Source organism: Synergistaceae bacterium, assembly GCA_031267575.1.
Classification (GTDB): domain Bacteria; phylum Synergistota; class Synergistia; order Synergistales; family Aminobacteriaceae; genus JAIRYN01.
Window position 1 is genome coordinate 1 of sequence record JAIRYN010000004.1, and the last position, 25910, is coordinate 25910.

Below are 25910 nucleotides of genomic sequence, written 5' to 3' on the forward strand. Positions count from 1 at the left end.
AAAAAATCTTCGAGATGGTGCACGAGGTAACTCTAAACACTTTAACAATGGGTCTTCAGCAGCGAAGCTCCGAACAAGGAGAACGTTCAACGACTATCCCGGAAGGGAGTAGGGATAAGCGTCCCGAAAAGGTAGGCTCTCTGTTTATAGGCTTACAGGTTTATGAATTTATAGAATTTATAAGTTTATAGAATTTATAAGTTTTATAGATTGATAAGTTTATAGATTTATAAGTTTACAGAGATGAAGATATAGTCTGCGCTTATACGAAAGTATGAGGAGTTCATGAGTGAAAGCTCTGAGAACCGGAGAAGAGTAGCGAACTTCTTTGAACACGCAAAAGATAAAGTAGTTCTGAATGTTTTAGTGAAACTTGATAATTCGTGCGCCATCTTAATAGGACCTTATGATAGAATCTATAATCATAGAATCTATAATAATTGTAGAATCTATAATGATAGGGTTTCGGTGCGCCCGAATTAAAACCTGTGGAGGGTCATATAAACCTTTGTAGCCGATGCAGCCGATGTAGCCGGGGCGAAGAGGGATTCTTTGAAGCAGGAAATCCATCTGCGAAGATTGGATACTAAAGCGTAGGAATTACGGCGTTTTTTGTATCGGAGATGAATTGTGCTTGCCCCGTGGTGTGATTTTGACGCGGAGCGGCAACGAACGAGAATGAGTTGCGAAGTGAGCCTCAAAATAGATGTGGACACTCTAAAGGGATACTTAGAGGGCGTGCCTTGCCTTTTGGACGTTTTGGGTCAGAGAAAGATCAAAGCCTCGATTTTTTTCTCGATGGGGCCAGATAATTCTGGAAAGGCGGTTCGCCGTATTTTTCGCAAGGGTTTCCTTGCAAAGATGTTACGTACCCAGGCTCCCAGCACTTATGGATTGAAGACTCTTTTTTACGGCACGCTTCTCACGGCTCCCATGATCGTTTCCTCGAAACCTGACATTTTGAAGCGCGCCGTGGACGAGGGACACGATTGTGGTATTCACTGTTGGGACCACGTTTTATGGCAGGATCGTTTGTTGAAGATGCCCAGGGAGAAGATTCGAGGAGAGTTATCTAAAGCCATGAATCTTTTTTCGCAGGTAACGGGTGTTTTACCTAAAAGTTCCGCCGCTCCAGGCTGGCAGGTTTCCTCTAACAGTCTGACAGTACAAGATGAGTTGGGGTTCGATTATTGCAGTGACATCAGAGGGGTGAAACCCTTTTATCCTCGAATGAACGGCATGGCCTTCCGCACGTTGCAGGTTCCGTCTACCCTGCCCACGCTGGACGAGTTGTGGGGCACGAAGGGAATGACGGACATAGAGGCCGTCAACGACAAGTATCTGGATCTGCTGGAGCCAGGCTTGAACGTGTATACCCTACACGCGGAAATGGAGGGCGGCAGCAGAAACGATGTTTTCGCCCGTTTTCTGGATTGCTGTATCGCGGGAGAGATCGAGTTCCCTACACTGAGGGACGTGGCATCGCGATCCAAGAACTCTAGTTCAGCGGATGTTGAAATGTCGGAAATCTTTGGACGGGCGGGCAAGGTAGCCGTTCAAAAAGCGCATTAAGCAATGAAGTGAGCAATATTGATCAAGATTAAGTCATATTGAATAAGATCAGCAAGAATTGAGTAAGATTAAGTCATATTGAACAAGATCAGCAAGAATTGAGTAAGATTAAGTCATATTGAACAAGATCAGCAAGAATTGAGTAAGATTAAGTAAATATTGAACAAGATCAGCAAGAGTTGAGTAAGATTAAGTCATATTGAACAAGATCAGCAAGAATTGAGCAAGATTAAGTCATATTGAACAAGATTAGCAAGAATTGAGTAAGATTAAGTAATATTAAACAAGATCAGCAAGAATTGAGCAAGATTAAGTCATATTGAACAAGATTGAACAAGATTGAACAATGGGGGAACGCTTTTGGGCGTTTCCCCAATACTATCCAGGACATAACCGGACAGAAAACTGGACAGATTCGTCCTGTTTTGATGTTCTTCCTGAGTTGCTGCTGTCCGTCCATGGATGGACATGGATGGACACGGATGGACATGAATGGACATGAATGGACGTGTCTGAGATGCGGGGCGGAATACGACCGGGATATCAATCGGGATATCAAGGCGGCTGTAAATATTCTCAGAGTGGGGGCATCCACTCTTAAATATTAGGCTCAAAATGGTGGGTTTTAAAGTGGTAGACTTAAAATGGTAGACTTAAAGTGGTAGAGTTAAAGTGATTAATATTCAGCGTTTGACAAAATCCTTCGACGCGCAAACTTTGGTGCTGAAAGATATTAACCTGAACGTGACGAAGGGCTCGATAGTGGTTATTATCGGCCCCTCTGGAACAGGCAAATCCACGCTGCTGAGGTGCCTGAATTATTTAACGCCGCCAACTTCGGGGCTCATCACCATCGGCTCCACGACGGTGGATGCGAAACGTCACACTAAAAAAGACATCGTGGAGTTGCGGAAACATTCCTCAATGGTTTTTCAGAATTACAACCTCTTTAAGAACAAGACCGCAAAGCAAAATATTATGGAGGCTTTGCTCACCGTATTGAAAAAACCGAGGAAGGAAGCCGAGAATATCGCTTTGGAGTTGCTTGCCAAGGTCGGTATGCTGGATCGAAAAGACTTTTACCCTTCCAAACTCTCCGGTGGACAACAACAACGTGTGGGAATCGCGCGGGCGTTGGCTGTCAATCCAGATGTATTGCTGTTTGACGAACCGACATCCGCGCTGGATCCCGAACTTGTGAGCGAAGTGCTCGCTACCATACGAAGGGTCGCCGAGGAAGGGATAACGATGCTACTGGTGACCCATGAAATTCAATTCGCGCGGCAGATTGCCACTCGAGTGCTTTTCATGGACGATGGACGGATCGCCGCGGACGGATCGCCTGAAGAAATTCTCGATGCTCCTATGGACCCCAGGCTTCGGCAGTTTCTCCAACATTGACACGTGACATTGACAAGTGGCATTGACACGTAACATTGACAAGCGGTATTGACACGTGACATTGGCAGACGGCATTGACACGTGAGATCGGCAGGCGGCATTGACACGTGGCATTGACAGGCGGTATTGACACGTGACATTGGCAGACGGCATTGACACGTGACATTGACAGGTGAGATCGGCAGGTGACATCGGCAGGCGGCATTGACACGTGGCATTAACAGGCGGCATTGACAAGCGGCATTGACAGGTGAGATCGGCAGGTGGCATTGACACGTGACATTAACAGGCGAGATCGGCAAGCGGCATTGACAGGTGGCATTGACAAGTAACATTGACACGTGACATTGACAGGTGGTAGGCGAGGAACGAACCGAACGACGCTGATCTATAGGCGTCTTCATTAACGAACCCGTTAAGTTATATGCCTCAGTGACGGAAAGCGAATTGCCCACTTGACAAAACATTTAAATTCTAGAATACTTGCGGTGTATTGCGTGATTTAAATGTTTTTTAAAACAGGAGGGGACGTATCATGGAATCCAGTAAGCGTAAGCGGCGTCTTGGGTCTTTCGTCTGCATGTACCTCGCGGTCATGTTCATATTCGTATTCGCATTCACATCTAAGGCGGCAATGGCGGCTACTCCGAAAATTGGCATCCTCATTTACAAATATGACGATACTTACATTTCAACCGTTCGCAACGCCTTGAACAAGTCGCTCAATGGCAAGGCCGAAATAACGATGCAGGATGGAAAGGGCGACCAGGCCACCCAGAACGACCAGGTTGACGTCATGATCGAACGCGGAATGGACGGTTTGATCGTAAACATGGTTGACGCTCAGGCCGCAGCGGGAGTCGTCAACAAGATCAAGGCGGCGGGAATCCCAGTTGTATTCTTCAATCGCGAACCTGACCTGAACATGTTGAAAACTTACGAAAAAGCAGTGTTCGTAGGCACTAACGCCGCAGATGCCGGTAAGATGCAGGGCGACATAGTAAAGCGTCTTTGGGACGCGAACAAGGCATTCGACATCAACAACGACGGCGCGTTTCAGTACGTCATGTTCAAAGGTGAGCCCGACAACCCCGAAGCCATAGCCCGCACCGAGTTTAGCGTGAAGCAGGCTGAAGAAAACGGCGTTAAGCTGGCGCAAGTCGGTGAAACCTTTGTCTGCAACTGGGACACGGCTTTAGCTCAACAGGCGATGGAATCGGCACTTGCTGCCAACGAGGGCAAGATCGAGCTTGTCATAGCCAATAACGATGCAATGGCGATGGGCGCGATAGCGGCCCTCTCCAACATAGGCTATAACGTCGAGGGCGGCAGTAAGTTTATACCGGTGATTGGAGTCGACGCGACCGATCAGGCCGTGGACGCGATCAAAAGAGGTATCATGAGCGCCACTGTCAAACAGGACGGAGAGGCTATGGGCGTCGCGGTGTCCGCGATCATCCTCAATATGGCCGGGGGCAAGGCGCCTTTCGAAGGGACAAGCTATCAGTATGACGAGAGCGGTATAGCCGTCCGTATTCCGTATTCCCCATATTTGGGCGAATAAGCGAGAACTTGCGCGTCCGGGAGCCAAGACCCCCGGACGTTTTAACGTAAAACAACGTAAAACAACGTAAAACAACGTGAGACGACGTGAGACGACGAGGTGAAAGATGAACGAAGAAACCTGTCTCCTCGAAATGAAAGGCATTGACAAGGCTTTTCCTGGAATCAAGGCTCTGGATCAGGTGAATTTACGCCTTGACTCCGGCACGATTCACGCGCTTATGGGAGAAAACGGGGCCGGGAAATCGACTTTGATGAAATGCCTGTTCGGGATATACAAAGCCGATGCCGGAGAGATTCTTGTGGAAGGCAGACCGGTCCATTTCAGCGGACCCAAGGAGGCCATGGAAGCCGGGGTCTCCATGGTGCATCAGGAACTCAACCAAGTGCTCAAGCGCAGCGTAATGGAGAATATCTGGCTCGGACGTTTCCCCAAACGCTACGGATTCGTGAGTCACCGAAAAATGTTCGACCGCACGAAGGCCATCTTCGACGAGCTCGCGATAAAGATAAATCCCCGCACTCTTGTTGGTAAGCTGAGCGTGTCTCAACGCCAGATGGTGGAAATAGCGAAAGCCGTCTCTTACGCCGCCAAAATTCTAGTGCTCGACGAACCGACGAGTTCCCTTGCCAATGAGGAAGTCGAACATCTTTTCAGAATAATAAACAAACTTCGCGCTGACGGCGTGGGAATTATCTACATTTCGCACAGGATGGAAGAAATTCTAAGAATCTCCGACAAAGTGACGATCATGAGAGACGGCAAATGGATTGGAACCGAACCCGCCTCTAGCTTGACTGTGGATAAAATAATCAAGATGATGGTTGGGCGTGACCTCACTCACCGATTTCCTCCCAAAATAAATACTCCCGGCGAAGATTTGCTCACCGTGCGGGAATTATCGGGAAGGTATGCGCCTACCTGCCAAGATGTCAGCTTCACATTGCGTAAGGGTGAGATCCTGGGTGTAGCCGGGTTAGTTGGAAGCAGGCGGACGGAGCTGCTCGAAACGATCTTTGGGATTGCTCACCACTCCAAGGGGACCATCACCAAGAACGGTATTCCCATAAACAACAGAAATTCATCCGACGCGATACGCAACGGATTCGCGATGTTGACGGAAGAACGCCGGGCGACCGGTATATTTTCTGGTCTTGACATTATATTCAACTCCATTATAGCAAATCTAAACAGTTACAAACGCCACGGATTCCTGTCCAGCAAGCGAATCTCCAAGGATACAAAATGGGTGATAGATAGCCTCAAGGTGAAAACTCCGGCGCAGAAAACGTATATTCGCAACCTATCGGGTGGAAATCAGCAGAAAGTGATAATCGGTAGGTGGCTTCTGACGAATCCCGAAGTTCTGCTTTTGGACGAACCCACCCGTGGGATCGATGTAGGGGCCAAGGCCGAGATTTATCAGCTCATCATCAATCTTGCGGCCGAAGGCAAGGGCATCATCGTGGTTTCGTCCGAAATGCCCGAACTCCTTGGTATATCGGACAGAATAATGGTGATGTCCGGTGGGCGGCTCGCTGGCATACTCGACGCCGCGGTCGCCACTCAGGAGGAGATCATGCGTCTTGCCGCAAAGTATGTCTGATCTTGGGGAGGTATAATAATTGGCCGATTTAGCCGAGAGTTCCAAATGGAAAGAATGGCTTCTCAATTACTCACTTTATATTATACTCGGAGTTTTGATAATAGCGGTGGTTGTGTACGAGCCGAGATTTCTCTCGACGAGGAACCTCAGCAATATTTTGGCACAGGCGTCAACCAGGGGAATATTGGCGCTTGGCGTAGCTGGAATGATCGTTTACACCGGAACGGACCTCTCCGCGGGACGCATACTGGGAGTGAGCGCCGCAATATCGGCTTCTCTGCTTCAGAGCGTCACCTACGCCTCCCGCATGTATCCGAGCATAACGGAACCGCTTCCTCTCGTAATCCCCCTGCTGCTTGCCATGTTGGCGGCGATAGTTTTCTGCATGATCAATGCCTTTGGTTTTGCGGTGCTAAAGATGCATCCTTTCATCATATCCCTGGGCACTCAGCTCGTTGCCTATGGAGTGCTGTGCCTCTACATCGACAGCCAGGCTAACGGGGCGCAGCCGCTCGCCAGCCTGGACCCCAGATATATCAGCGCGGTGAACGGTTCATTCGACCTTGGATTCATGAACCTACCTTATCTGGTGGTGTACTTCGCTATATGTGCTGTGGTGATGTGGGTGATTTGGAATAAGACGACTCTTGGCAAAAACATGTTCGCGATAGGGGGCAACCCTGAAGCGGCGGCGGTTTCCGGTGTCAACGTGACGCGCAACATTTTGGGGGTGTATTTCGTGGCGGGTATCCTCTACGGAATCGCCGCGTTCCTCGAAGCCGGAAGAGTCCAGAGCGTGACGACAGCGACGGGACTGAACTACGAACTCGACGCGATAAGCGGATGCGTGATAGGCGGAGTGTCTTTTACAGGCGGAGTTGGAACCATTCCTGGTGTTCTGATAGGGGTTATCATACTTCAGGTCATCAATTACAGTCTCTACTTCCTTGGGGTCAATGCTTATTATCAGTACATTATCAAGGGACTGATCATTATACTGGCGGTTGCCATAGACGTGCGCAAGTACATAGCCAAAAAGTAGTTCTAAAATGACTCACGAAGACGACACGGAACTAGACAAACGGAAAGAATACGAGATTGCGGCGAGAGCGCGTGGCTTGCGCCGCAATCTCTATGAGCACGTCAATCTGTCGCTGCGGACGGTGGACATCGTCATAACTATCGTCTCGATACTAATCATAGCGCTGATTCTATTGGGGATTAGCAAGAAATGAGCCGTACCACGTTAATCATGAACAATAGAGAAGCATGAAGAGAAGCATGATCATGTGTCTCTGATCTATCTAAATCTATCTAAACTAATCTATCTGTACAGGTGCCAGCGGGTGGTGAGCATGTTTGTTTTGATGTTCTATGCGTAAAATATTATTTTATTAAATTTATAATAGATTTAAGTATGTTAGCATAGCTATAATTTGAGTAGGAATTTCAAGTAAAAGTTTCGTCGATGTGTGATCCTGCATAAAACCAGGGGGATCGACACGGATCGTAAAAGTCTGCTAATCCCGCGCCTTGACAAGAGAATATTGTGTTTTTATAATATCTTTGTTTTGAGAATGATGATAAATGAGAAAATGAAGAGTTTAGTGATAGTCAATGTGCGGCGGGTTTTTGAGATTCCTTTGAGGGATGGAAACTTGACTTCCCGTCCCGCCGCTCCGGCACGTTGAAAGTTTTTGAGATTCCTTTGAGGGATGGAAACATGTTGTACAAGCGTTGGCTGGACAAAACGCGCGACGTTTTTGAGATTCCTTTGAGGGATGGAAACAAGAGTATATCATGAAGGCTGGGCATCGCATGGACGTTTTTGAGATTCCTTTGAGGGATGGAAATAAGTGGTTCCAGCGGTAAGGACAAATTTGGGTAATTGTTTTTGAGATTCCTTTGAGGGATGGAAACTTTTTCCACCGAGCCCGACACTTCGGAGAACCATAGTTTTTGAGATTCCTTTGAGGGATGGAAACCAAAACTGCTGCCGTCTCGTGTGGGAGCCCTATTCAGTTTTTGAGATTCCTTTGAGGGATGGAAACGCCATTCGGCGGCCATTTCCGCATCGATGGCGGCGTTTTTGAGATTCCTTTGAGGGATGGAAACAGGCTTCTAAACGAATACAGGAACAAGAGGACGCATGTTTTTGAGATTCCTTTGAGGGGGGAAATGCTTTTTCCGATGTGTTTGTCCTGTTAAGGTTCTAGGGCAAACGCGTCAGGGTCTTGAAGATATCTTGTAAATACAGGCTTCGCATATTTTACGATAAAGCGATACCTTTTGAGAAGACCCGCAGCGGCCCCGCCTGGCTTCGAGACTATGACCGCGTCCAATAAGGCCGAGGCGCTTTTGCCCTTGGGCGCTGCAAGGGTTATCGAATCCGAGAACGAGGCGGTGTTGGACCGGGAAACGACGGCGGAACTACTGTTCGTCGACCGGGTGGACGTGTGGGCATAGGGAAAGGTTTAGTCAAAGTTTTAATAAAAGGTTAGAGACGCGTAATCATACGTCTCTAACAGAAGACGAATAGGAGTTTCGCGAAGCGCTCTGTTGCGGAAGTGGTGAAAACGGAGCGGGACTTTTGGGGAGACAGTCACAATCGTTTTATCCAAGTGAGGTTGTTTTGGACTGAACGAGCTCCGCCCCCCTAAGTTTAGATGTTTATCTTGAGTTTATTTTCCGCCCTCGGGTCGGCGGAGCCACCACTCGACAATCATACCCGTGGCCACGAAAATGGAGCTGTAGGTACCTACGATGATACCCATCAACATTGCGTAACTGAAGGCGGCCAAAACGGGACCTCCCCAAACGCAAAGGGCAAGAACGGGAAAAAGCGTCGTCAAAGTAGTGTTAAGCGTGCGGGAGAGCGTCTGAGTGATGGATAAGTTTACCAGGTCCACAATGCCTTGCTTGCCCAGGTCTTTCCAGTTTTCACGAATGCGGTCGAGAATAATGATCGTGTTGTTTAAAGAATAACCCACGATTGTCAAAATCGCCGCGATGAAAGATGAAGAGATCTCCATCCAGGTCAGACTGAAAAATCCCAAAGCCAACACGGCGTCGTGAATCAAAGGAATGACGCTCACCACCGCGAAGCGAAACTGGAAGCGCACCGTGATATAGATCAAAATAGCGACAAGGGCGGCCATCAGCCCCCAGAAAGCCTGATTACGCAGCTCTTGCCCCACCACAGGTCCCACCTTTTCGAACCCAATCACGCTCACGTCTGTATAACGTCCTTGAAGAGCCTCCACAACCGCTCCACGGCTCTCCTCGGTATCTTCGTGCGTTCGGATAATGATCCCTTTGTCACCGAAATCCTGGATTATCGCCTCCGCGGCCACCACAGAGGAAACGACCTCCCTCACTTCTCCCACGTCGGGACGCTTATCGAACTCCACTTGCACCACGTTGCCGCCCGTGAAATCAATCCCCAAGTTCAGCCCCTTGAAGGCCACCAACCCCAGGCTTCCGAGAACGAGCACCAGACTCAACATCATAGCGGGCACTCGTCGCTCCATAAACTTGAACTTTCTGTCGAAAGTCATCTCGATTCGCCTCCCTTTAGCTTTGCTTCAAGGCATGTTGTTTGGAGCCCATAACAAGCTGTAGGATGGCCCGAGTCACCACCACGTTGGAAAAAACACTGGCCACCAGGCCGATGGACAGGGTCACGCCAAATCCCCGGACCGAGCCTGTGCCAAAGTAGAACAAAACCACAGCCGCTATTAAAGTCGTGATATTGGAATCCAAAATGGTCACCAGCGCTTTACGGAAACCCGCGTCCAACGCCGCCAGAGGTGTCTTGCCCGCCCTGCGTTCCTCTTTGATGCGTTCATAAATCAAAACATTGCCATCCACCGCCATACCGATGGTCAAAATGATACCCGCGATGCCAGGAAGCGTCAAAGTCGCATTGAAAGCGATCAGCCCGGTAAAAACCAACAAAATTGTCACCATAAGAGCTATATCTGCCGCTAACCCATTGAAACGGTAGTAGATTAACATAAAAACGAAGACCAGTCCCGCGCCGATTAAACCGGCTTGAATGCCTTGGCGAATGGAATCAGCTCCTAAACTGGGGCCCACGGAGCGGTTTTCCGCGACCTCCACGTTCACCGGCAAGGCACCCGCTTTCAGCATGATCGATAGACGCGTTGCCTCTTCTTGAGAAAAACGCCCCGTGATTTGAGCGTTGCCTCCAGCGATGCGGCCCTGCACCTGCGGAGCCGATATCGTGACTCCATCCAGGACGATGGCCAATCGACGAGCCACCAAGCGTCCTGTGGCCTCCTCGAAGGCTTGAGCCCCCTCGTCGTTGAAGGAGATGGAAACACCCATCTGACCCCACTGGTCGAAGTTGGCATAAGCGTCCTTCAAATCCTTCCCCGCCACCAAAGTATTACTCAACAGGAAAAAGCGAGAAGCCCCTTCATCCTCACCGGAGGAAACGATGGCCCCCTCGATGTCTTTGGCGCGCTCTGCAAAGCGAGTTCCCGCGTTTTTCGCGTTTTCCACAGCCGCGTTCCACCGCTCTTGAGCCCGAACGAACTGCTCGTCGTTGTCGTAATTCCCCCGAACCGGAACAGGAGGCGGCGACTCGCTAATATCCAGAACCTCGCGAAATTCGAGAAGCGCCGTCTTACCGATCAGGTCCAAGGCCGCGGAGGGATCTTGAACGCCGGGCAAATCAATGATGACGCGGTCTTCCCCGCTTTTCTGAATGATAGGTTCAGTGACCCCGTACTGGTCCACGCGGTTGCGTAAGATAGCCACCAGGCGGTCGAGTCCGTCATCTCCTAACGGGTTGCCGTCCGTCTCTTTGGCTTGAAGAACGATGTGGGCTCCACCCTCCAAGTCGAGTCCCAGATTGATCTTTCCCTTGATTGGCCAGGAGTACGCCAAAGCAGCCACGACTACAACCACAACGATCCACAACCGCGTACGGTCTCTTCGAAGCATCTTCTCCCCTACCTCAGTCTTTCTTTTCCTCGAGGACAGACGTCGAAACGCGTTTCGTCTGTATGGCAGATTTTAGAATGCGAACTCGTACCCCCTCTGCGATCTCGACCATAAAGGTGTCATCTCGAACCTCGCGCACCGTTCCCAGAAATCCCCCGATCGTAATGACCTGATCTCCCCTGGCGATTCCGCTTATGAGAGATTCCTGTTGTTTCTGGCGTTTACGTTGAGGTCTGAGAACAAAAAAGTAAAAGATGACAACAAATATCGCAAGTGAGAAAATCACCCCCGACCAACTCTGAGCGCCGCCCCCTTGGGCTCCGCCTTCTCCGCTTCCGCCACTGGGCGCTCCACAGGGAGACACCGCCGGCGTCGTCTGTTCCGCCATAAAGCCTTCCTCCTCGTCACAAAGTTCGAATATAAATCCTGTATACGAAACGGCATTATATCAGAAGGTAAATTAAAACCCAACCCGATTCGAAAGACCGACTCCAGGCTCGCCAGGATGTCTAGATGCCTAAATAAAGCGCGTCATGAATTGGGCAGAGCGGAGCGAGTCGTGGTAAACTTTACAAATAGGTCATATTTTAAAGAAGACTTACGCGAAAAAACGAAAGGAGATGGATGTCGTGAATATTTCTTTTCAAAAAGCCACCGAGCTGAAAAACAAACCGACGGACGAGAGCGCTCTGGGGTTCGGAGCAATTTTCACTGACCACATGTTCATTATGGAATACGAGAAAGGCAAAGGATGGTTTGACCCAAAAATTCAACCTTACCAGAACCTCTCTCTCGACCCCGCCTCGGTGGTCCTTCACTATGGGCAAGAGATATTCGAGGGGCTCAAGGCTTATCGCTCAGCGGAAAACGACATTTTGCTTTTCCGGGCCAAGGACAACGCTCTCAGGCTCAATCAAAGCGCGGAGCGCATGTGTATGCCCCCCATCGACCCCAATGAAACGGTAGAGGCAGTGCGGGCTATCGTGGATTTAGAGCGTGACTGGGTGCCTCGAAGTTCCGGCACATCCCTTTACCTTCGTCCGACCATGATCGCCACCGATTCGACATTGGGCGTTCATCCCTCGCACAGGTATCTTTTTTACATACTCTGCTCCCCTTCGGGCGCTTATTACCCCCGAGGCCTGGCACCGATTCGCATCTATGTGGAGGATCGCTACGTGCGCGCCGTCAAAGGAGGCACAGGATACGCCAAAACGGGAGGCAACTACGCGGCCAGCCTGAAGGCCGCGGATCTGGCCGCTCAGAAGGGCTGCGAGCAGGTTCTCTGGCTGGATGGGGCTGAGCGTAAGTACGTGGAGGAGGTCGGCTCCATGAACATGATGTTCATCATCGACGGTAAATTGTGCACCGCGGCCCTGGAGGGCACGATTCTCCCAGGCATCACCCGTGACTCCATCCTGACCTTGGCCCGAGAAATGGGGTTGCCCACGGAAGAGCGTAAAATAGGGGTTGAAGAACTGCTTCAAGCCGCGAAAACCGGCGCGCTTCAGGAGGCCTTCGGTTCCGGCACCGCGGCGGTGGTTTCCCCTGTGGGAGAACTATTTTATAAGGATGAGCGGGTCGTGGTCGGGGGAGGAGAGATCGGCTCCTGGACGAAAAAGCTGTATGATACTCTTACCGATATTCAATGGGGCCGCGCCAAGGACACCCACGGCTGGATAACGAAGGTGTAAACGAAAGATAGTGTCAATCAAGTCAATCAACTTAAAAATTGTAATAGCAGGCAATGCCGTTCTTCTTCCTTATCGCGCTTTCTTATCGCGTTTTATTGAGAGGTGGTCGAACGATCGGCGGAGTGTAAACTCCGTCTTTATTATGAATGGAGAGGATTATCATGCAGTATGGCCTTTGGAGTTTTTTGTGCGCGGCGGCACTTTGCGCGCCTCTCGTGGTGAACGCGCGGGAAGCCAGAGCGGATACGTCACCGCCGCTTATCCCGATGGAAGATTTTTTTCGGAACCCCGAGGTCGCCAGTTTCTCCATATCCCCCAACGGTAAAAAGCTGGCTTACATGAAGCCCTGGGAACGCCGCTTGAACGTCTACGTCCGCGATATCTACAGCGGAGAGGAACGCCGCCTAACCTCCGCTGTAGAGCGAGATGTCGCGGGATTTTTCTGGAAGGGCAACGATCACATAGCCTTCAGACAGGACAAAGGTGGAGACGAGAACTTTCATATTTTTCTGGTGGATATCGGCGGCGGTGAGCCCCGGGAACTGACTCCTTTCGACGGAGTCAAAACATACGTGCTGGATGATCTGGAAGAAGACCCGCGTCATATGCTGATCTCCATGAACAAGGATAACCCAAAGGTCTTCGACGTTTATCGTTGCGACCTAGATACGGGGGAACTGACCCAAATCGCCCAAAACCCAGGCAACATTACGGGCTGGATGACCGATCACGAGGGTAAACTCCGAGTTGCCTACACGACGGACGGTGTAAATCAGAGCCTTCTCTACCGGGCGACAGAAGAGGAGTCCTTCAAGACATTGATCACTACGAACTTCAAAAATGACTTTTCTCCGCTCATGTTCAGCTATGACAACCGGTTGTTATACGTCGCCTCGAACCTAGACCGCGACAAAACAGCCATCTACACCTTTGATCCCGACAAAAACGAGACATTGGACCTGATCTACGAGCACCCAGAGGTGGACGTCGGGCGGCTGACTTCCTCGAAAAAACGAAAGACGATCACGGGTGTCGTCTACACCACCGACAAAGCATACTATCACTTCTTCGATGAAGACCGGAAAAAACTTCAGGACACCCTCGAAGCTAAACTACCCGGTTACGAGGTCGCGGTCACGGACATGGACGACGACGAAAAACGCGTCATTCTGGCCACTTATAGCGATAGGATGCGTGGCGTTTATTACCTCTACGACTGTGAAACAGACAAGCTGGAAAAACTGGCCAACCTGGCGGCCTGGCTGAAAGAGGATCAGATGGCGGTCATGTCCCCTATTCAGTTCAAATCCAGGGACGGGCTCACCATTCACGGCTACCTCACGCTGCCTACAGAGGCCGTATCTAAGGATCTGCCCGTTGTGGTGATCCCTCACGGGGGCCCTTCTGCGCGCGACAGTTGGGGTTTCGACTCCGAAGCCCAGTTTTTGGCCAATCGGGGCATGGCTGTGCTGCAAGTCAATTTTCGTGGTTCCACCGGCTACGGTAAAGCCTTCTGGGAAGCCGGCTTTAAACAATGGGGCAAAGGTATGCAAAACGACGTGACTGATGGGGTACTGTGGTTGATTGGCCAGGGAGTGGCCGCCAAAGACAGGGTTGCTATTTACGGTGGCAGTTACGGGGGCTACGCGGCCCTAGCCGGAGCCACTTTCACCCCCGACCTTTACGCCTGCGCGGTGAGCTACGTGGGACCGTCTAATATTTTTACGCTTCTGGAGAGCATTCCCCCCTACTGGGAGCCCGTGCGAGATATGGAATACGAAATGATCGGCGACCCCATCAAGGACAAGACCCTGCTAGAGGAGGTTTCCCCCGTTTTTCACGCGGACAGAATCAAGATTCCCCTTCTGGTGGCTCAGGGGGCCAATGACCCGCGGGTGAAGCAAGCGGAGTCCGATCAAATCGTCGAAGCTGTAAAAAAAACGGGCAAGGACGTTGTCTACCTGGTCAAAGACAACGAAGGCCACGGGTTTCATAACGAAGAAAACCGCTTCGATTTCTACCGGACCATGGAGGAGTTCTTCCGTAAACATTTGGGCTTGCGTTGATCGAGAATTTGATTGAGGATCTGAATTGAGGATCTGAATTGAGGATCTAGATTGAGGATCTGGATTGAAGATCTGATCTGGTTGAAGATCTGATCCGGTTGAAGATCCGATTTGGATTGAGGATCTGATCTGGTTGAAGATCCGATCTGGTTGAAGATCTGATCTGGATTGAGGATCCGATCTGGTTGAGGATCTGATCTAGATTGAGGATCTGATCCGGTTGAGGATCTGATCTGGATTGAGGATCCGATCTGGTTGAAGATCTGATCTAGATTGAGGATTTGATCTGGGTTGAGGATCTGATCTGGTTGAAGATCTGGATTGAAGATCCGATTTGGATTGAGGATCTGATCTGATTGAGGATCTAGATTGAAGATCTGATCTGGTTGAAGATCTGATCTGGTTGAAGATCTGAATTGAGGATCTGATGGGGATTTGAGAAGAGGCACGTGACCAATCTTAGGAAGAGATATACGACCGTGTTTCGAAAGCGTATAAGTTATATAAGAAATATTACGCTGTACTAAAAACGAACTGTTCTTCATGATAGAAGCCGGATGAGTTAAAGTCCGTAATCTATCATAATCTATTGAGGTGTTGTTTTGCAAAGGCGGCAAATGAAGTGAGCCAAAGGACGATGGATGTCGTGGAGCCAGTGCTGGTCACTGCGTTGGGTTGTATTCCCCGAATAGACCAGATAAGGCCGCGATTTTTGGAGACCGCAGTCTTTGGGGTAGAGTGTTTTTTATGCGCTGAATCCCACTTCGGAATCACAAGGGGAATATGGAAAACCTCCGTCGGTTACACGGGAGGGCGGTATAACGCGCCCTCCTCCAATGACGTGGGAGATCATATGGAGGCGGTGCGGGTCGAGTACGATCCTTTGATGCTCAGTTACGGGCAACTCCTGAAGGTTTTCCTGCTCCAGCATGTGCCCTCACGGACTTCAGCGTTGCCTTCATACGTCGCGCGTATTTTTGTCAAGAACGAATTTGAGAAACGCTTGGCCCAAGCGGCTATCGAACGTCACGAACTGTACTCAGAAGGTTCCTGCTCCGTCCTCGTGTCGATGTACAAATCTTTTTATGAAGCCGAAAAGCGGCATCAGAAATATTTTCTTCGGGCCTCACCTTTCTTGATGGAAGAAATGAAGCATTTTTATTCCGAAGAGGAAAACTTGGTCAACTCCACTTTGGCGGCACGTTTGAACGGTATTTTAGGGCAACCTTTTCCCAAGTTTGGGCTTCCGGAGGACATATCCCTGTATGACTTGAGCGAAAAAGCCATGCGTGCTTTGACGCACCTGACGCCATAAGCCTATGAAGGAGAGGTAGAGCGAACATGAAAATCGTTATTGTGGGACTGGGAGGCGTCGGCGGCATCGTCGGCGGCCGTTTAGCGACGGGCTTGGCTGACGATGACTACGACGTCGTTTTTTGGTGCCGTGGGGAAACTCTCGACGCCGTATCCACGGAGGGACTCCACATTCTAGGACACGACGGGAAAGTGACGGTGCGTCCCGCCTTGGCGACTCACGACGCTCAGCGGGTCGGGGAAGCCGATTTATTGCTCTTCGCGACGAAAAATTATCATTTGGAAGCAGCCGCGCAGGAACTCGCTCCTTTGGCGACGGAAAAGACGACGGTCATTCCGCTACTCAATGGGGTTAGCGCCACGTTCATCCTGGAAAAACACTTTCCAAAAAGCGACGTCCTAGGAGGCTGCGTCTATATCTCCGCTCACGTCGAGAAACCCGGAACCGTGCGACAGGTTGGGACGATGCAGCGCATCTTTTTCGGCAAGAAAGGCATCAGCGAGGCGAACAATCGCCTATGCTATGGTAATATCGAACAGATTCTCAGAAAAAGCGGCGTCAACGTTACACTGACCGATCGGATCGACGTGGAGACGTGGTCGAAATTCGTTTTTCTCTCTCCTTTCGCTGGCGTAACAACGCTTTTTAGACGCAGCATCAGCGAAGCTCTGAGCCACGGGGAAAGTTCCGAGACCGTCAGCAGGATGATCCGCGAACTCGAATCTCTGGCTAGAGCGAAGAACGTAGATCTTCCAGAAAATATTTCGGATATCACCATTGAGAAAGCGCGCGCTTTCGCGCCCCTCACCAAAACATCAATGCAATTGGACCAGGAGAAGGATCGCCCTACCGAACTCGAAGCCTTGATCGGCTATGTCTGCAAGGAGGGTGAGGCTTTGAAGCTTCCCACCCCCACCTACAATACCGTTTACGAGAGTCTCAAAAACATCTGCAGAACGTGAAAAGGCTCCGTTGCGCTTCCATTCGACGCGCAAAAGTTTTTAGAGAGAATCGCCGTCGGAATTATGGTACAATGAAGTCACTAAATCTACGGATTGGAGGCAAGGTCGATGGAGGTTCGTTTCGTTACGCGCGGGACAGAGATCGACGCGGGACTCAAGGAGTACATGGAAGGTAAGGTCTCTAAATTAGAGAAATTTTTCCAGAAAATCTCTCACGCTCAGATTGTTGTCAGTTTTCACAAAGGTAATTATAACGTGGAAACTACAGCCAACGCTAACGGAGTTATTTTACGCGCGGAAGACAACGCGCAAGACCCACGCAGGGCTTTCGACCAAGCGCTCAAAAATCTCGAACGTCAAATTAAACGTCACAACGAGTACCTTAAAGATAAAAGTCAATTTCACAGCGAAGCGGATTTTTCTTTTAGCATCGAGAGCGGCATCGAGAGCATTGTGGATCTGAAGGGGAATGAGGAACGGTCCTCCTACGATCTGACGGTCGAGAAAATCAAGAAGATCAAGAAAATCGCTTTGTACCCCATGGACCCGAAGGAAGCCGTCATGCAGATGGAGCTGGTGGGACACAGTTTTTTTATGTTTCTGAATGGGGAAACAGGCGACGTTAACGTGGTTTACAAGCGTAAGGACGGTAATTACGGACAGTTGGAACCCGTAAAGTAATTATTCTAAACGATTGCGTTTGACTTTTACATGAAGGATGCTTATGATAAGGGCGTGTTTCGAATAGAAGCTCTCGGATTTGTAATTTCAAGTATGAAATGTAAATTGAAATGTAAATTTTGGGGAGGAATGCAATGACTCGAAACCGAGGGAGGTGAATAAATGAGTTACGATGGAACAAAATTGGTCTATTTCGATGGGAAACCGCAGTGGTTGATGCCTGACGGGTCTTTCATCCCGGTTAAGCGTCAAGGTGGAGAGATGTATATGCCGGGTGCCCTTTACCTCAAAGACAAGACTTTAGATGCTCCGCGTTTGATTATGCGATAGTCTGAGAGGAGCGAAGTAGACAGAATTGTGGTCTTTTGCTGAGGGGGCAGACCACCCTTTATCACTGGAAATTCAGGGCGAATGCCCTTAGCTTCGGATATTCCCAGTATAAAGTCGTTCATGAAGGTCGATTCCGAATAAGAATCGGCCTTCATTGTTACGGAGCGTCAATGCAACAAAGAAATGTTGACCGAGGTAAAAGCCTGGGCGCCGGATCTTTTTTCTAATCTTTTTTCCAATCTTTTTTCCAATGTCCTGAACGCATTGAAAAAACTGGACTCCGCTGATGGATGGATTGATTATGATTGATGAATGGATTGTGATTGATGAATGGATTGTGATGGATTAATTGATGGATGGATGGATTACGCGGGACAATCGAACGGATAAAAAAGGCAAAAAAATTGAAACGGAGGATGAACCATGACTACAGAACCGTGGGACGACTACGCTTACACCGCTTTGATCGTTTTTTGCTTTTTGTTGAGGGATGGGAACATCCTGTTGATTCGGCGAGCCAACGAACCTTACAAAGGAGCGATTACCGTGCCTGGAGGACGCAAAAAACGAGGGGAAAACCTGAGAGACGCCTGTGTCCGAGAGATGTTCGAGGAGACCGGTTACGTTCTGAAACACATGGAGTTTGCCGGCATTCTTCACGCCTATGCCTTGGATGGCAATGTGGAGTTTCTCAGCAACTATTTCGTCTGCGCCGACTTTGAAGGAGATCTAAAGAGCTCGGAAGAAGGGGACCTATTATGGGTAGACGTTCAACAAAGTCTATCCTTGCCTGGTATTCACCCCTTCTACGTCCAGTTGCTCCCCGACATATTGAAAAAGAACTTCCCCATCGAGCTATCCGCCGTTGCGGGAAAGATCGTTTGAGCGTGATCGTTTGAACGTGGTGAAGTGGATGTATCCGAGCTGATGTATCTGAGCTTTAGATATACCGCTTCTCCAAGTCCAATAAATATTGTTTGACGGGCAGTCCTCCTCCGTAACCAGTCAAGCTGCCATTGTGCCCTATCACCCGATGGCAGGGAACGATAATAACGATAGGGTTACGATTATTCGCGAACCCCACTGCCCGGTAGGCTTTTGGTTTTCCGATTGAGACGGCAACGTCTTTGTAGCTGCGGGTTTCTCCGGAGGGGATGGATAGCAGGGCCTTCCAGACGGATATTTGAAAATCTGTGCCGTGAAACGCCAGCGACAGATCGAAAGACTTTCTTTTGCCGTCGAAGTATTCCGTAAGCTGCTCCATCGCTGTTCGAATCACGGGGGTTTCGCCCGTCTCGAAGCCTCCAGGAGTTTGTGCTCTGCCGAAAAAAACGTGGGATATAACGCCATTTTCTTCGGCAATCCCGATCTCCCCAACTGGAGAACCGTAAAAAAATATGCTCTTCATCATCATCATTCTTCATCATCGCCATTCTTCATCATCACCATTCTTCATCATCACCATACCATTCCTTTATCAATATATTCAGAGAGGATTTATATCTCGAAATCCGCCACCAGGGGCGTGTGATCGGATGGCTTTTCCCAGGTCCGGGGTTCTCTGTCCACAAAACAGGCCCAAGCCTTTTTCGTTAACACGTCGTTGGCCAAAATATGATCGATTCTCCATCCCACATTGCGCGTCACCGCGTCTTTGACCCGATAGTCAAAAAAGGTGTACTCCCCTTCCTCTGGGTGAAAGCGGCGCAAAATGTCCGAAAGCCCCCAGGAGACCACCCACTGAAACTTCTCTCGGATCTCCCGATGAAAACAGACGTGGTCTCTTTTGTTCTCGGGGTGGGTGACATCAATATCCGTTGGCGCCACGTTCAAGTCTCCGACCCAGGCGAAGGGCAGATCGAGCGTGATCTCCCGATCAAAAAAGGCACGCACTCGCTCCAGAAATCTTTTTTTGAGCGCGTAATCCGCATGGGTGATCTCCTTGCCCTGGGGAACATAAGTGTTTAGAATCGCTATCTTCGAGGTTTTGGCATAAGCGACCCGCGTCGGAAAATCCGGTTCCTCTCTATCCCCGAAGCCAAAACGAACCTCCGGCTCCGAGAATGGAGAAGAAACCCGGCTGATGACGGCCACGCCGTTGTAAGATTTTTCACCACAAAATCGAGCCCGGTATCCCATCGCCTCGAAGGCCGCCGTGGGAAAATCCGCGTCGACGGCCTTCGTCTCCTGTAAAAAGAGCAGGTCCACAGGTGTTCCGGCTTTTTCCAGCATGGATAGCCAACGCTCCAAAACGGGTAGATGGCTGCGAACGGAGTTAACGTTGAACGTGGCGACACGTAGAATCGACTTTGCCGAAGAGTTTTTGACCATGCCGTTGCCTCATGCCTTTCCCCGTTCCCGCTCGCGCAAAACCCGGCGAAGGATTTTCCCCGTCCCGGAAAGGGGGAAATCGTCCACAAACTCCACCTTGCGGGGGACCTTGAAGTGCGCCAATTGCTCTTTGCAATATTTGACGATTTCCAGCTCCGTAACCTTCGCTCCCTCGGTCTTCCGAATGAAGGCCTTTGGGACCTCGCCGTTGACGGGGTGAGGCATCCCCACCACGATGGCCGTCTGAACCGCGGGATGCGCGTGGAGTACCAGCTCCACCTCCTGGGGGTACACGTTGAACCCGCCGACGATGATAATATCCGTCACTCGGTCCAAAACGCGGATGTAGCCGTCTTCTATCCGTACATAATCCCCCGTGTTAAACCAACCGTCCTCGAAACGTTCGGCCGTCAGCTCCGGCGCTCGGAAATAGCCGCTGGTTACGGAAGGGCCGCGCACCCACAGTACGCCCTCGTTCTTATCCGTCCTCTCACCCTTTTCCGTGCGTAAATGCCATTCGTAGCCGCGTAGGAAAGGACCTACCGTCCCGGGATGGTGCTCTTCGTAACTCCGGTTCACTGCTAACACGGGAGAGGTTTCGGTGAGACCATACCCCTCCACGATATCCTTGCCCGTAAGACGGAGTGACTGCTCGTGCATGTTAGCCCCCAAACGGTCCCCTCCAGAGATCATGATCTTGGCGAAGGCAAAAAGGTCTTTGGGAACGCTGTCCCGTTCCATACCCGAAAGAAGATAAGAAAAAATGGTCGGGACGGCGAAAAGAATAGTGGGCTTGCACTCGCGGATTGCCCTCACCGTCTGTTGAGGAGGTAGGAAACCTGGAACGATGACCGCGGACGCGTCTATGACCAAGGGCAGGATCATGGAGACGGTGTAGCCGAAAGAATGGAAATTTGGAAGCACAGTCAAGAAAATATCCCCCGGTTCCAGAGGTCGCACCGCCTCCATGACGGCTGTACAGTTGTCGTAAAGATTGCCGTGGCTTAAAGGCACGGCTTTGGGCAAGCCGGTGGTACCGGACGTAGCGAAGATAACGGCAGTGTCCTGAGTTTCGATGGAGGACGTTTTCCCGTTCAACGTGGGCAGAAGACCCATGGGGGGGCACGTGACACAGGTAAAGCCTTTTTCTTGCAAAACGGCTCCGGCTTCCTCCCGAATCGCGTTGGAGGCGATGACGGCGAATGGCTCGATCAGATCCAGTGTGCCCAACAAGGACGGCATTCCCGACTTGACATTGAGAGGAGAGATTGTCCCACCCAACCGCCAGACGGCTAAAGAAAGAGCTGTGATCATAGGGCAGTTCTGCATTAAAACGCATAATCGCTGCCCTTTTCCAAAACCGGAGGCACGAAGCGACGTCTCGCACTCCCCTACTAGCCTCGAAAAATCCGCTTTGGTGTACCACTGCCCATCCCACCAGAAACAGCGGGCGTTTGCGTCTTTACCCAATCTCTCTTCAATAACCTCTTCAAGCCTTACGGACATATTCACACGCTCCTTATGATGGATTGCATAATCTATATGATGGATTTCTATATGATGGATTGCATAATCTATGTAAAAAAACTATTCGACATTTTTAACTTGTTCCCGCTCACGCAGGACGCGGCGGAGGACCTTTCCCATTCTCGACATGGGCAGGGTTTCGAGAAACTCCACCTTGCGCGGAACTTTATAATGCGCCAAACGCTCTTTACAATAACGGTGAATCTCCGATTCTGTAACTTCCACATTGGGCTTCTTGACGATACAGGCCTTGGGGATCTCGCCGCTGCTCGCGGGTATTCCGATCACCACCACCTGCGCCACCGCCGGGTGCTGGGACAACACGGCTTCCACTTCCTGGGGATACACATTGAAACCGTTCACGATAATGATGTCCGTCACCCGATCCAAGATACGGATGTAACCGTCCTCCACTCGCACATAGTCCCCTGTGTTGAACCACCCATCGTCAAAGCGCTCCTTGTCGCTTTCTGTTCCCCGAAAATATTTTTTCGTTACAGATGGTCCTTTCAGCCACAGGACGCCTTCCCCCGCGGTATCGGACACGAGCTTGCCTCCCTCGTCCAGGAGCCGCCACTGATAGCCGCCCAGGAACTCCCCTACCGTGCCCAAACGGCGACGGGCGTAGCTCCTGTTGAAGGAAACCACAGGGGAACATTCTGTCAGCCCGTAGCCCTCCAGTACGCCAATTCCCAAAAGTTTTTCGACTCTATCCTCCATTTGGATATTGTAGCGGTCGCCTCCGATAATGAGGAGTTTAATCCCCTCCGGCCGCGGCGCGCCCTTTTCAACAAGACCCAGAAGGAGGTTCAGCATCATGGGAACGAGAAGAATCACGTTGGCGGGAGCCTCTTTAATAGCCCTTAGGGTATTGGGCAACGGCAGAAAATTGGGCACGATCACCTGAGAGCCCTTCAAAATCAGAGGCAATATAGTCCCGGCCATATACCCGAAGGCGTGAAAGCTCGGCAAAACGTTTAAAAGAACGTCACCCTCCCGTAGGTCCTCCAAAGTACGAATGCTTTCGCGGCAGTTATTTAGAAGGCTGAGATGACTAACCGGCACCGCTTTGGGCGCGCCGGTGGTTCCCGACGTGGAAAAAATCACCGCGATCTCCCGTTCCTCGTCCAATGCCGGAGAAGTGGCCGCCCTCCCCTGGAACTCAGGCAAGGGCCCCGCGAGAGGGCAGGAGATGTGAAGCCAACCTTGTTCGTCCAAAAGGGTACCCATCTCTTTCCGTGTTTCGTCCCGTGTTTCGTCAGAAAGAACGATGGCAAAGGGCTCTAACAGCGACAAAGTAGCGGCCAGAGAAGGGAGACCGGACTTCGAGTTTAGAGGACAGACTATACCTCCCAATCGCCAGACAGCAAGCGACAGCGCGGCAATCATAGGACTGTTCGGCATCAAGACGGCCAAGCGTTGCCCTTCGGAAAAACCCGCTTCGCGCAAAGTCTCCTCGCTCCTATCGACCAGGTGTTTCAAGAAAAATTGGTTGTACCATTTTCCTTCCCACCAAAAACATTTGTTTTCAGGTGACGTTTCAAGGCATTCGTCGATGACGATATCCAGTCTTTCGGTCACAGTTCTCACTCCTTCGGCGAAGCCAACGGCTTTCATGTTGAGTCAATCATACAACATGATATCTCTCGATCTACCGTAGGATTGCTCCGCAATATCAATAAAAATGCCCCTTCGTTGCGGGAACCCAGCAATCCCATGGCACCCGACGGACACCGCTTACTGCTGCTCCCTTCCGGGCCTAACAGGGTTCACGGGCCTTCGCCGCATAGGACTGAGCCCCCGCATCGAGGGGCACAAAACGATGGTAGTATACAAGGAGAACCTCTTTTTAGCAAGGGTGCGCGACTTAGGGAAAAGGACGTTTTTAGCCAAACAAAGGACCGCCTAAAGGCGACCCCTTGTTGATAGTTTAGTGATAGTTTAGTGATAGTTTAGTCCATCTCGCTTTCCGAAGCGCGCTCGCGGTCTTACTGGAGCTTACTGGAGCTTCAGCGATGCGAAGAACGTTCTTCCATCTCTTTCGATGAGCAACACCACCGATTTGCTCTCTCTTTTGATGGAACCACTCAGTGCCTCGGAATCATTCACCTTTTTACCGTTGACCTCCAATATCAGATCACCTTCCCGGATTCCGGCCAGCCGCGCAGAAGATCTCTCGGCAACATCCACGACTACGAGCCCTTCACTGAGTTCTTTCCTGTTTTCGATCCCGTACTGTCGCCTCAGTTCATCCGTCAGTTTTGAGACGAAAACGCCCACTTTTTCGAGAATATTTTCCTCTGCCTCAGTTTTCTTTGTTCCCTCGGCGGAGATGTCTCGTTCCTCGACGTCGGGGTTTTCACCAAGTTTGGCCGTCACGCTGATGGGCTCGCCTTCACGGATGACCTCCAGTTTCAGAGTCGCGCCAGGCGCCTGAGAACGAACTTTGTTAACGAACCCTTGGACACCTTGAACCGCCTCGCCGTTTACAGTAACAATCACGTCCCCCCGCCGCAAATCCGCCCGCTCGGCTGCGGAGCCCTCAAAGACGTCTCCCACGATGATCCCCGTCTTCACATCGACGCCATAAGCCTCAGAGAACTCGCTGGTCAGATCCTGCACGACAACACCCAGCCATCCGCGTTTGGCTCTGCCGTAGGCTATCAGGTCGTCCATGATTTGCTTGGCCATATCCACGGGGACGGCAAACCCCAGTCCCTGGGCATAGGGCACGATGGCCGTGTTGATGCCGACGACCTTGCCATCAATATTGATCAATGGGCCTCCGCTGTTTCCGGGATTGATGGCCGCATCGGTCTGTAAAAAGCCATCAAAATTGATATCGTTGGTGTGAATGCTGCGGTTCTTGGCGGAGATCACGCCCACCGTCACCGTATGCTCCAGCCCATAAGGGTTGCCAATGGCCACGACCCACTCGCCCACATCAAGGGAATCGGAATCCCCTAGCTCCAAAACAGGCAGGTCCGCGTCCGCCTCGATTTGAACCACCGCCAAGTCAAAGGTGGGGTCCTTGCCCAAGATATTCCCCTCGTAGGTTTTTCCATCTGACAACGTGACCGTGATTTTGTCCGCGCCATCGATCACATGATTATTGGTGAGGATTTTTCCATCCTTGCTCACGACGAACCCCGATCCTCTGCCTCTCATCGGCACGGAACGCGAAAAATCCTCGAATTCCTCGCCAAAAAATTGCCTGAAGAAAGGGTCACCTTGGAAGGGCGACGGTAATCTCGACCGATGCAAAAAATGTTATAATTCCTACACTTTAGTATCCAATCTTCGCGGATTGGATTTCCCGCTTCAAAGAATCCCTCTTCGCCTAAGCTATAAATCGCCTAAGCTATAAATCGCCTAAACTATAAATCGCCTAAACTACAAAGGTTTGTCTAACTCTCCACAGGCTTAAATTCGAGTACACCGAAACCCTACAAATTAAGATAGGATTCTATTAAAGTGGCGCCCGAATTGTTAAGTTTCACTAAAACATTCGGAATTACTTTGTTTTTTGCGTGTTCAAAGAAGTTCGCTACTCTTCTTCGGTTCTCAGAGCTTTCACTCATGAACTCCTCGTACTTTCGTATGAGCGCAGACTATATCTTCATCTCTACATCTCTACAAATCTATAAATCTACAAATCTATAAATCTATAATATAGAGAGCCTACCTTTTCGGGACGCTTATCCCTACTCCCTTCCGGGATAGTCGTTGAACGTTCTCCTTGTTCGGAGCTTCGCTGCTGAAGACCCATTACTAAAGCGTTTAGAGTTGCCTCGTGCGCCATCTCGAAGATTTTTTCTACTTTCGTCACCTTCGCGCCTGAGCTTCTTTCATCTCTACGCTGTGGTTCTTCGAGCTTTAGGGATTGCCAG

Annotated in this window: 25 protein-coding genes, 1 other RNA gene and 1 CRISPR repeat array; of the genes, 16 read left to right on the forward strand and 10 right to left on the reverse strand. The window is 50.4% G+C overall.

Annotated features, from left to right (window positions below; genetic code table 11):
• From LBJ36_00510 to LBJ36_00550, 9 genes are all read left to right on the forward strand, one after another.
• A partial coding sequence (locus LBJ36_00510; GenBank protein ID MDR1377524.1) for a hypothetical protein occupies positions 1–191 on the forward strand: 191 nt, incomplete at its 5' end.
• Between the two features lie 487 nt (positions 192–678).
• Positions 679–1572, forward strand: coding sequence for a 4-deoxy-4-formamido-L-arabinose-phosphoundecaprenol deformylase (locus LBJ36_00515; GenBank protein ID MDR1377525.1), 894 nt, complete (start codon positions 679–681; stop codon positions 1570–1572).
• 329 nt (positions 1573–1901) lie between these two features.
• The gene (locus LBJ36_00520) at positions 1902–2180 is read left to right on the forward strand and encodes a hypothetical protein (protein ID MDR1377526.1); all 279 of its coding nucleotides are present in this window, start codon (positions 1902–1904) and stop codon (positions 2178–2180) included.
• Positions 2181–2244: 64 nt separating this feature from the next.
• Positions 2245–2973, forward strand: a complete 729-nt coding sequence (locus LBJ36_00525; GenBank protein MDR1377527.1) for an amino acid ABC transporter ATP-binding protein — start codon at positions 2245–2247, stop codon at positions 2971–2973.
• A gap of 535 nt (positions 2974–3508) precedes the next feature.
• Complete coding sequence (locus LBJ36_00530) at positions 3509–4537, forward strand: galactose ABC transporter substrate-binding protein (GenBank protein MDR1377528.1); 1029 nt, start codon at positions 3509–3511, stop codon at positions 4535–4537.
• Positions 4538–4643: 106 nt separating this feature from the next.
• Entirely contained in the window at positions 4644–6143 is a 1500-nt protein-coding gene (locus LBJ36_00535) for an ATP-binding cassette domain-containing protein (GenBank protein MDR1377529.1), read from the forward strand.
• Positions 6144–6162: 19 nt separating this feature from the next.
• A complete protein-coding gene (mglC, locus tag LBJ36_00540; GenBank protein ID MDR1377530.1) occupies positions 6163–7185 on the forward strand; it encodes a galactose/methyl galactoside ABC transporter permease MglC in 1023 nt (340 codons plus the stop codon).
• Between the two features lie 7 nt (positions 7186–7192).
• Positions 7193–7378 (forward strand): hypothetical protein, encoded by a 186-nt coding sequence (locus LBJ36_00545; GenBank protein MDR1377531.1) that lies wholly within the window; start codon positions 7193–7195, stop codon positions 7376–7378.
• 332 nt (positions 7379–7710) lie between these two features.
• Positions 7711–8323: direct repeats of the CRISPR family, unit length 29 nt; unit sequence GTTTTTGAGATTCCTTTGAGGGATGGAAA.
• A gap of 109 nt (positions 8324–8432) precedes the next feature.
• Positions 8433–8609 (forward strand): hypothetical protein, encoded by a 177-nt coding sequence (locus LBJ36_00550; GenBank protein MDR1377532.1) that lies wholly within the window; start codon positions 8433–8435, stop codon positions 8607–8609.
• Positions 8610–8824: 215 nt separating this feature from the next.
• Here LBJ36_00550 and secF read toward each other — a convergent pair whose 3' ends face one another.
• The 3 genes from secF to yajC are packed head-to-tail and all read right to left on the reverse strand — an operon-like array spanning position 8825 to position 11502.
• Positions 8825–9700, reverse strand: coding sequence for a protein translocase subunit SecF (gene secF / locus LBJ36_00555; protein MDR1377533.1), 876 nt, complete (start codon positions 9698–9700; stop codon positions 8825–8827).
• Between the two features lie 16 nt (positions 9701–9716).
• Positions 9717–11114 (reverse strand): protein translocase subunit SecD, encoded by a 1398-nt coding sequence (secD, locus tag LBJ36_00560; GenBank protein ID MDR1377534.1) that lies wholly within the window; start codon positions 11112–11114, stop codon positions 9717–9719.
• Positions 11115–11127: 13 nt separating this feature from the next.
• A complete protein-coding gene (gene yajC, locus LBJ36_00565; protein MDR1377535.1) occupies positions 11128–11502 on the reverse strand; it encodes a preprotein translocase subunit YajC in 375 nt (124 codons plus the stop codon).
• A gap of 241 nt (positions 11503–11743) precedes the next feature.
• Between yajC and LBJ36_00570 the strand changes: the two genes are divergently transcribed.
• The 7 genes from LBJ36_00570 to LBJ36_00600 all read left to right on the forward strand — a co-directional run bounded on the left by LBJ36_00570 (position 11744) and on the right by LBJ36_00600 (position 19047).
• A complete protein-coding gene (locus LBJ36_00570) occupies positions 11744–12808 on the forward strand; it encodes a branched-chain amino acid aminotransferase (protein MDR1377536.1) in 1065 nt (354 codons plus the stop codon).
• Between the two features lie 161 nt (positions 12809–12969).
• Positions 12970–14874 (forward strand): S9 family peptidase, encoded by a 1905-nt coding sequence (locus LBJ36_00575; protein ID MDR1377537.1) that lies wholly within the window; start codon positions 12970–12972, stop codon positions 14872–14874.
• 622 nt (positions 14875–15496) lie between these two features.
• Positions 15497–16189: a peptide-methionine (S)-S-oxide reductase gene (locus LBJ36_00580; protein ID MDR1377538.1), complete on the forward strand. Its 693-nt coding sequence runs from the start codon at positions 15497–15499 to the stop codon at positions 16187–16189.
• A 26-nt stretch (positions 16190–16215) separates the two neighbouring features.
• The gene (locus LBJ36_00585; protein ID MDR1377539.1) at positions 16216–17151 is read left to right on the forward strand and encodes a 2-dehydropantoate 2-reductase; all 936 of its coding nucleotides are present in this window, start codon (positions 16216–16218) and stop codon (positions 17149–17151) included.
• Between the two features lie 108 nt (positions 17152–17259).
• Complete coding sequence (raiA, locus tag LBJ36_00590; GenBank protein ID MDR1377540.1) at positions 17260–17832, forward strand: ribosome-associated translation inhibitor RaiA; 573 nt, start codon at positions 17260–17262, stop codon at positions 17830–17832.
• Between the two features lie 162 nt (positions 17833–17994).
• Positions 17995–18162 carry a hypothetical protein gene (locus LBJ36_00595; protein MDR1377541.1) on the forward strand — a complete coding sequence of 56 codons (168 nt, stop codon included), beginning with the start codon at positions 17995–17997 and terminating at the stop codon, positions 18160–18162.
• A 423-nt stretch (positions 18163–18585) separates the two neighbouring features.
• The gene (locus LBJ36_00600; GenBank protein MDR1377542.1) at positions 18586–19047 is read left to right on the forward strand and encodes an NUDIX domain-containing protein; all 462 of its coding nucleotides are present in this window, start codon (positions 18586–18588) and stop codon (positions 19045–19047) included.
• Positions 19048–19102: 55 nt separating this feature from the next.
• On the opposite strand, the gene LBJ36_00605 is transcribed toward LBJ36_00600, so the two are convergent.
• From LBJ36_00605 to LBJ36_00635, 7 genes are all read right to left on the reverse strand, one after another.
• Positions 19103–19570, reverse strand: a complete 468-nt coding sequence (locus LBJ36_00605; GenBank protein ID MDR1377543.1) for a methylated-DNA--[protein]-cysteine S-methyltransferase — start codon at positions 19568–19570, stop codon at positions 19103–19105.
• A gap of 89 nt (positions 19571–19659) precedes the next feature.
• Positions 19660–20493: an exodeoxyribonuclease III gene (gene xth, locus LBJ36_00610; protein MDR1377544.1), complete on the reverse strand. Its 834-nt coding sequence runs from the start codon at positions 20491–20493 to the stop codon at positions 19660–19662.
• A gap of 9 nt (positions 20494–20502) precedes the next feature.
• Positions 20503–21999 carry an AMP-binding protein gene (locus tag LBJ36_00615; protein ID MDR1377545.1) on the reverse strand — a complete coding sequence of 499 codons (1497 nt, stop codon included), beginning with the start codon at positions 21997–21999 and terminating at the stop codon, positions 20503–20505.
• 81 nt (positions 22000–22080) lie between these two features.
• Positions 22081–23601: an AMP-binding protein gene (locus tag LBJ36_00620; GenBank protein ID MDR1377546.1), complete on the reverse strand. Its 1521-nt coding sequence runs from the start codon at positions 23599–23601 to the stop codon at positions 22081–22083.
• Between the two features lie 118 nt (positions 23602–23719).
• Positions 23720–23819: signal recognition particle sRNA small type (gene ffs, locus LBJ36_00625), an RNA gene on the reverse strand.
• A 199-nt stretch (positions 23820–24018) separates the two neighbouring features.
• On the reverse strand, positions 24019–25284 hold the full coding sequence (locus tag LBJ36_00630) for a Do family serine endopeptidase (GenBank protein MDR1377547.1): 1266 nt from the start codon (positions 25282–25284) through the stop codon (positions 24019–24021).
• A gap of 385 nt (positions 25285–25669) precedes the next feature.
• Positions 25670–25910 (reverse strand): hypothetical protein (locus tag LBJ36_00635; GenBank protein MDR1377548.1); only part of this gene is annotated, 241 nt, incomplete at its 5' end.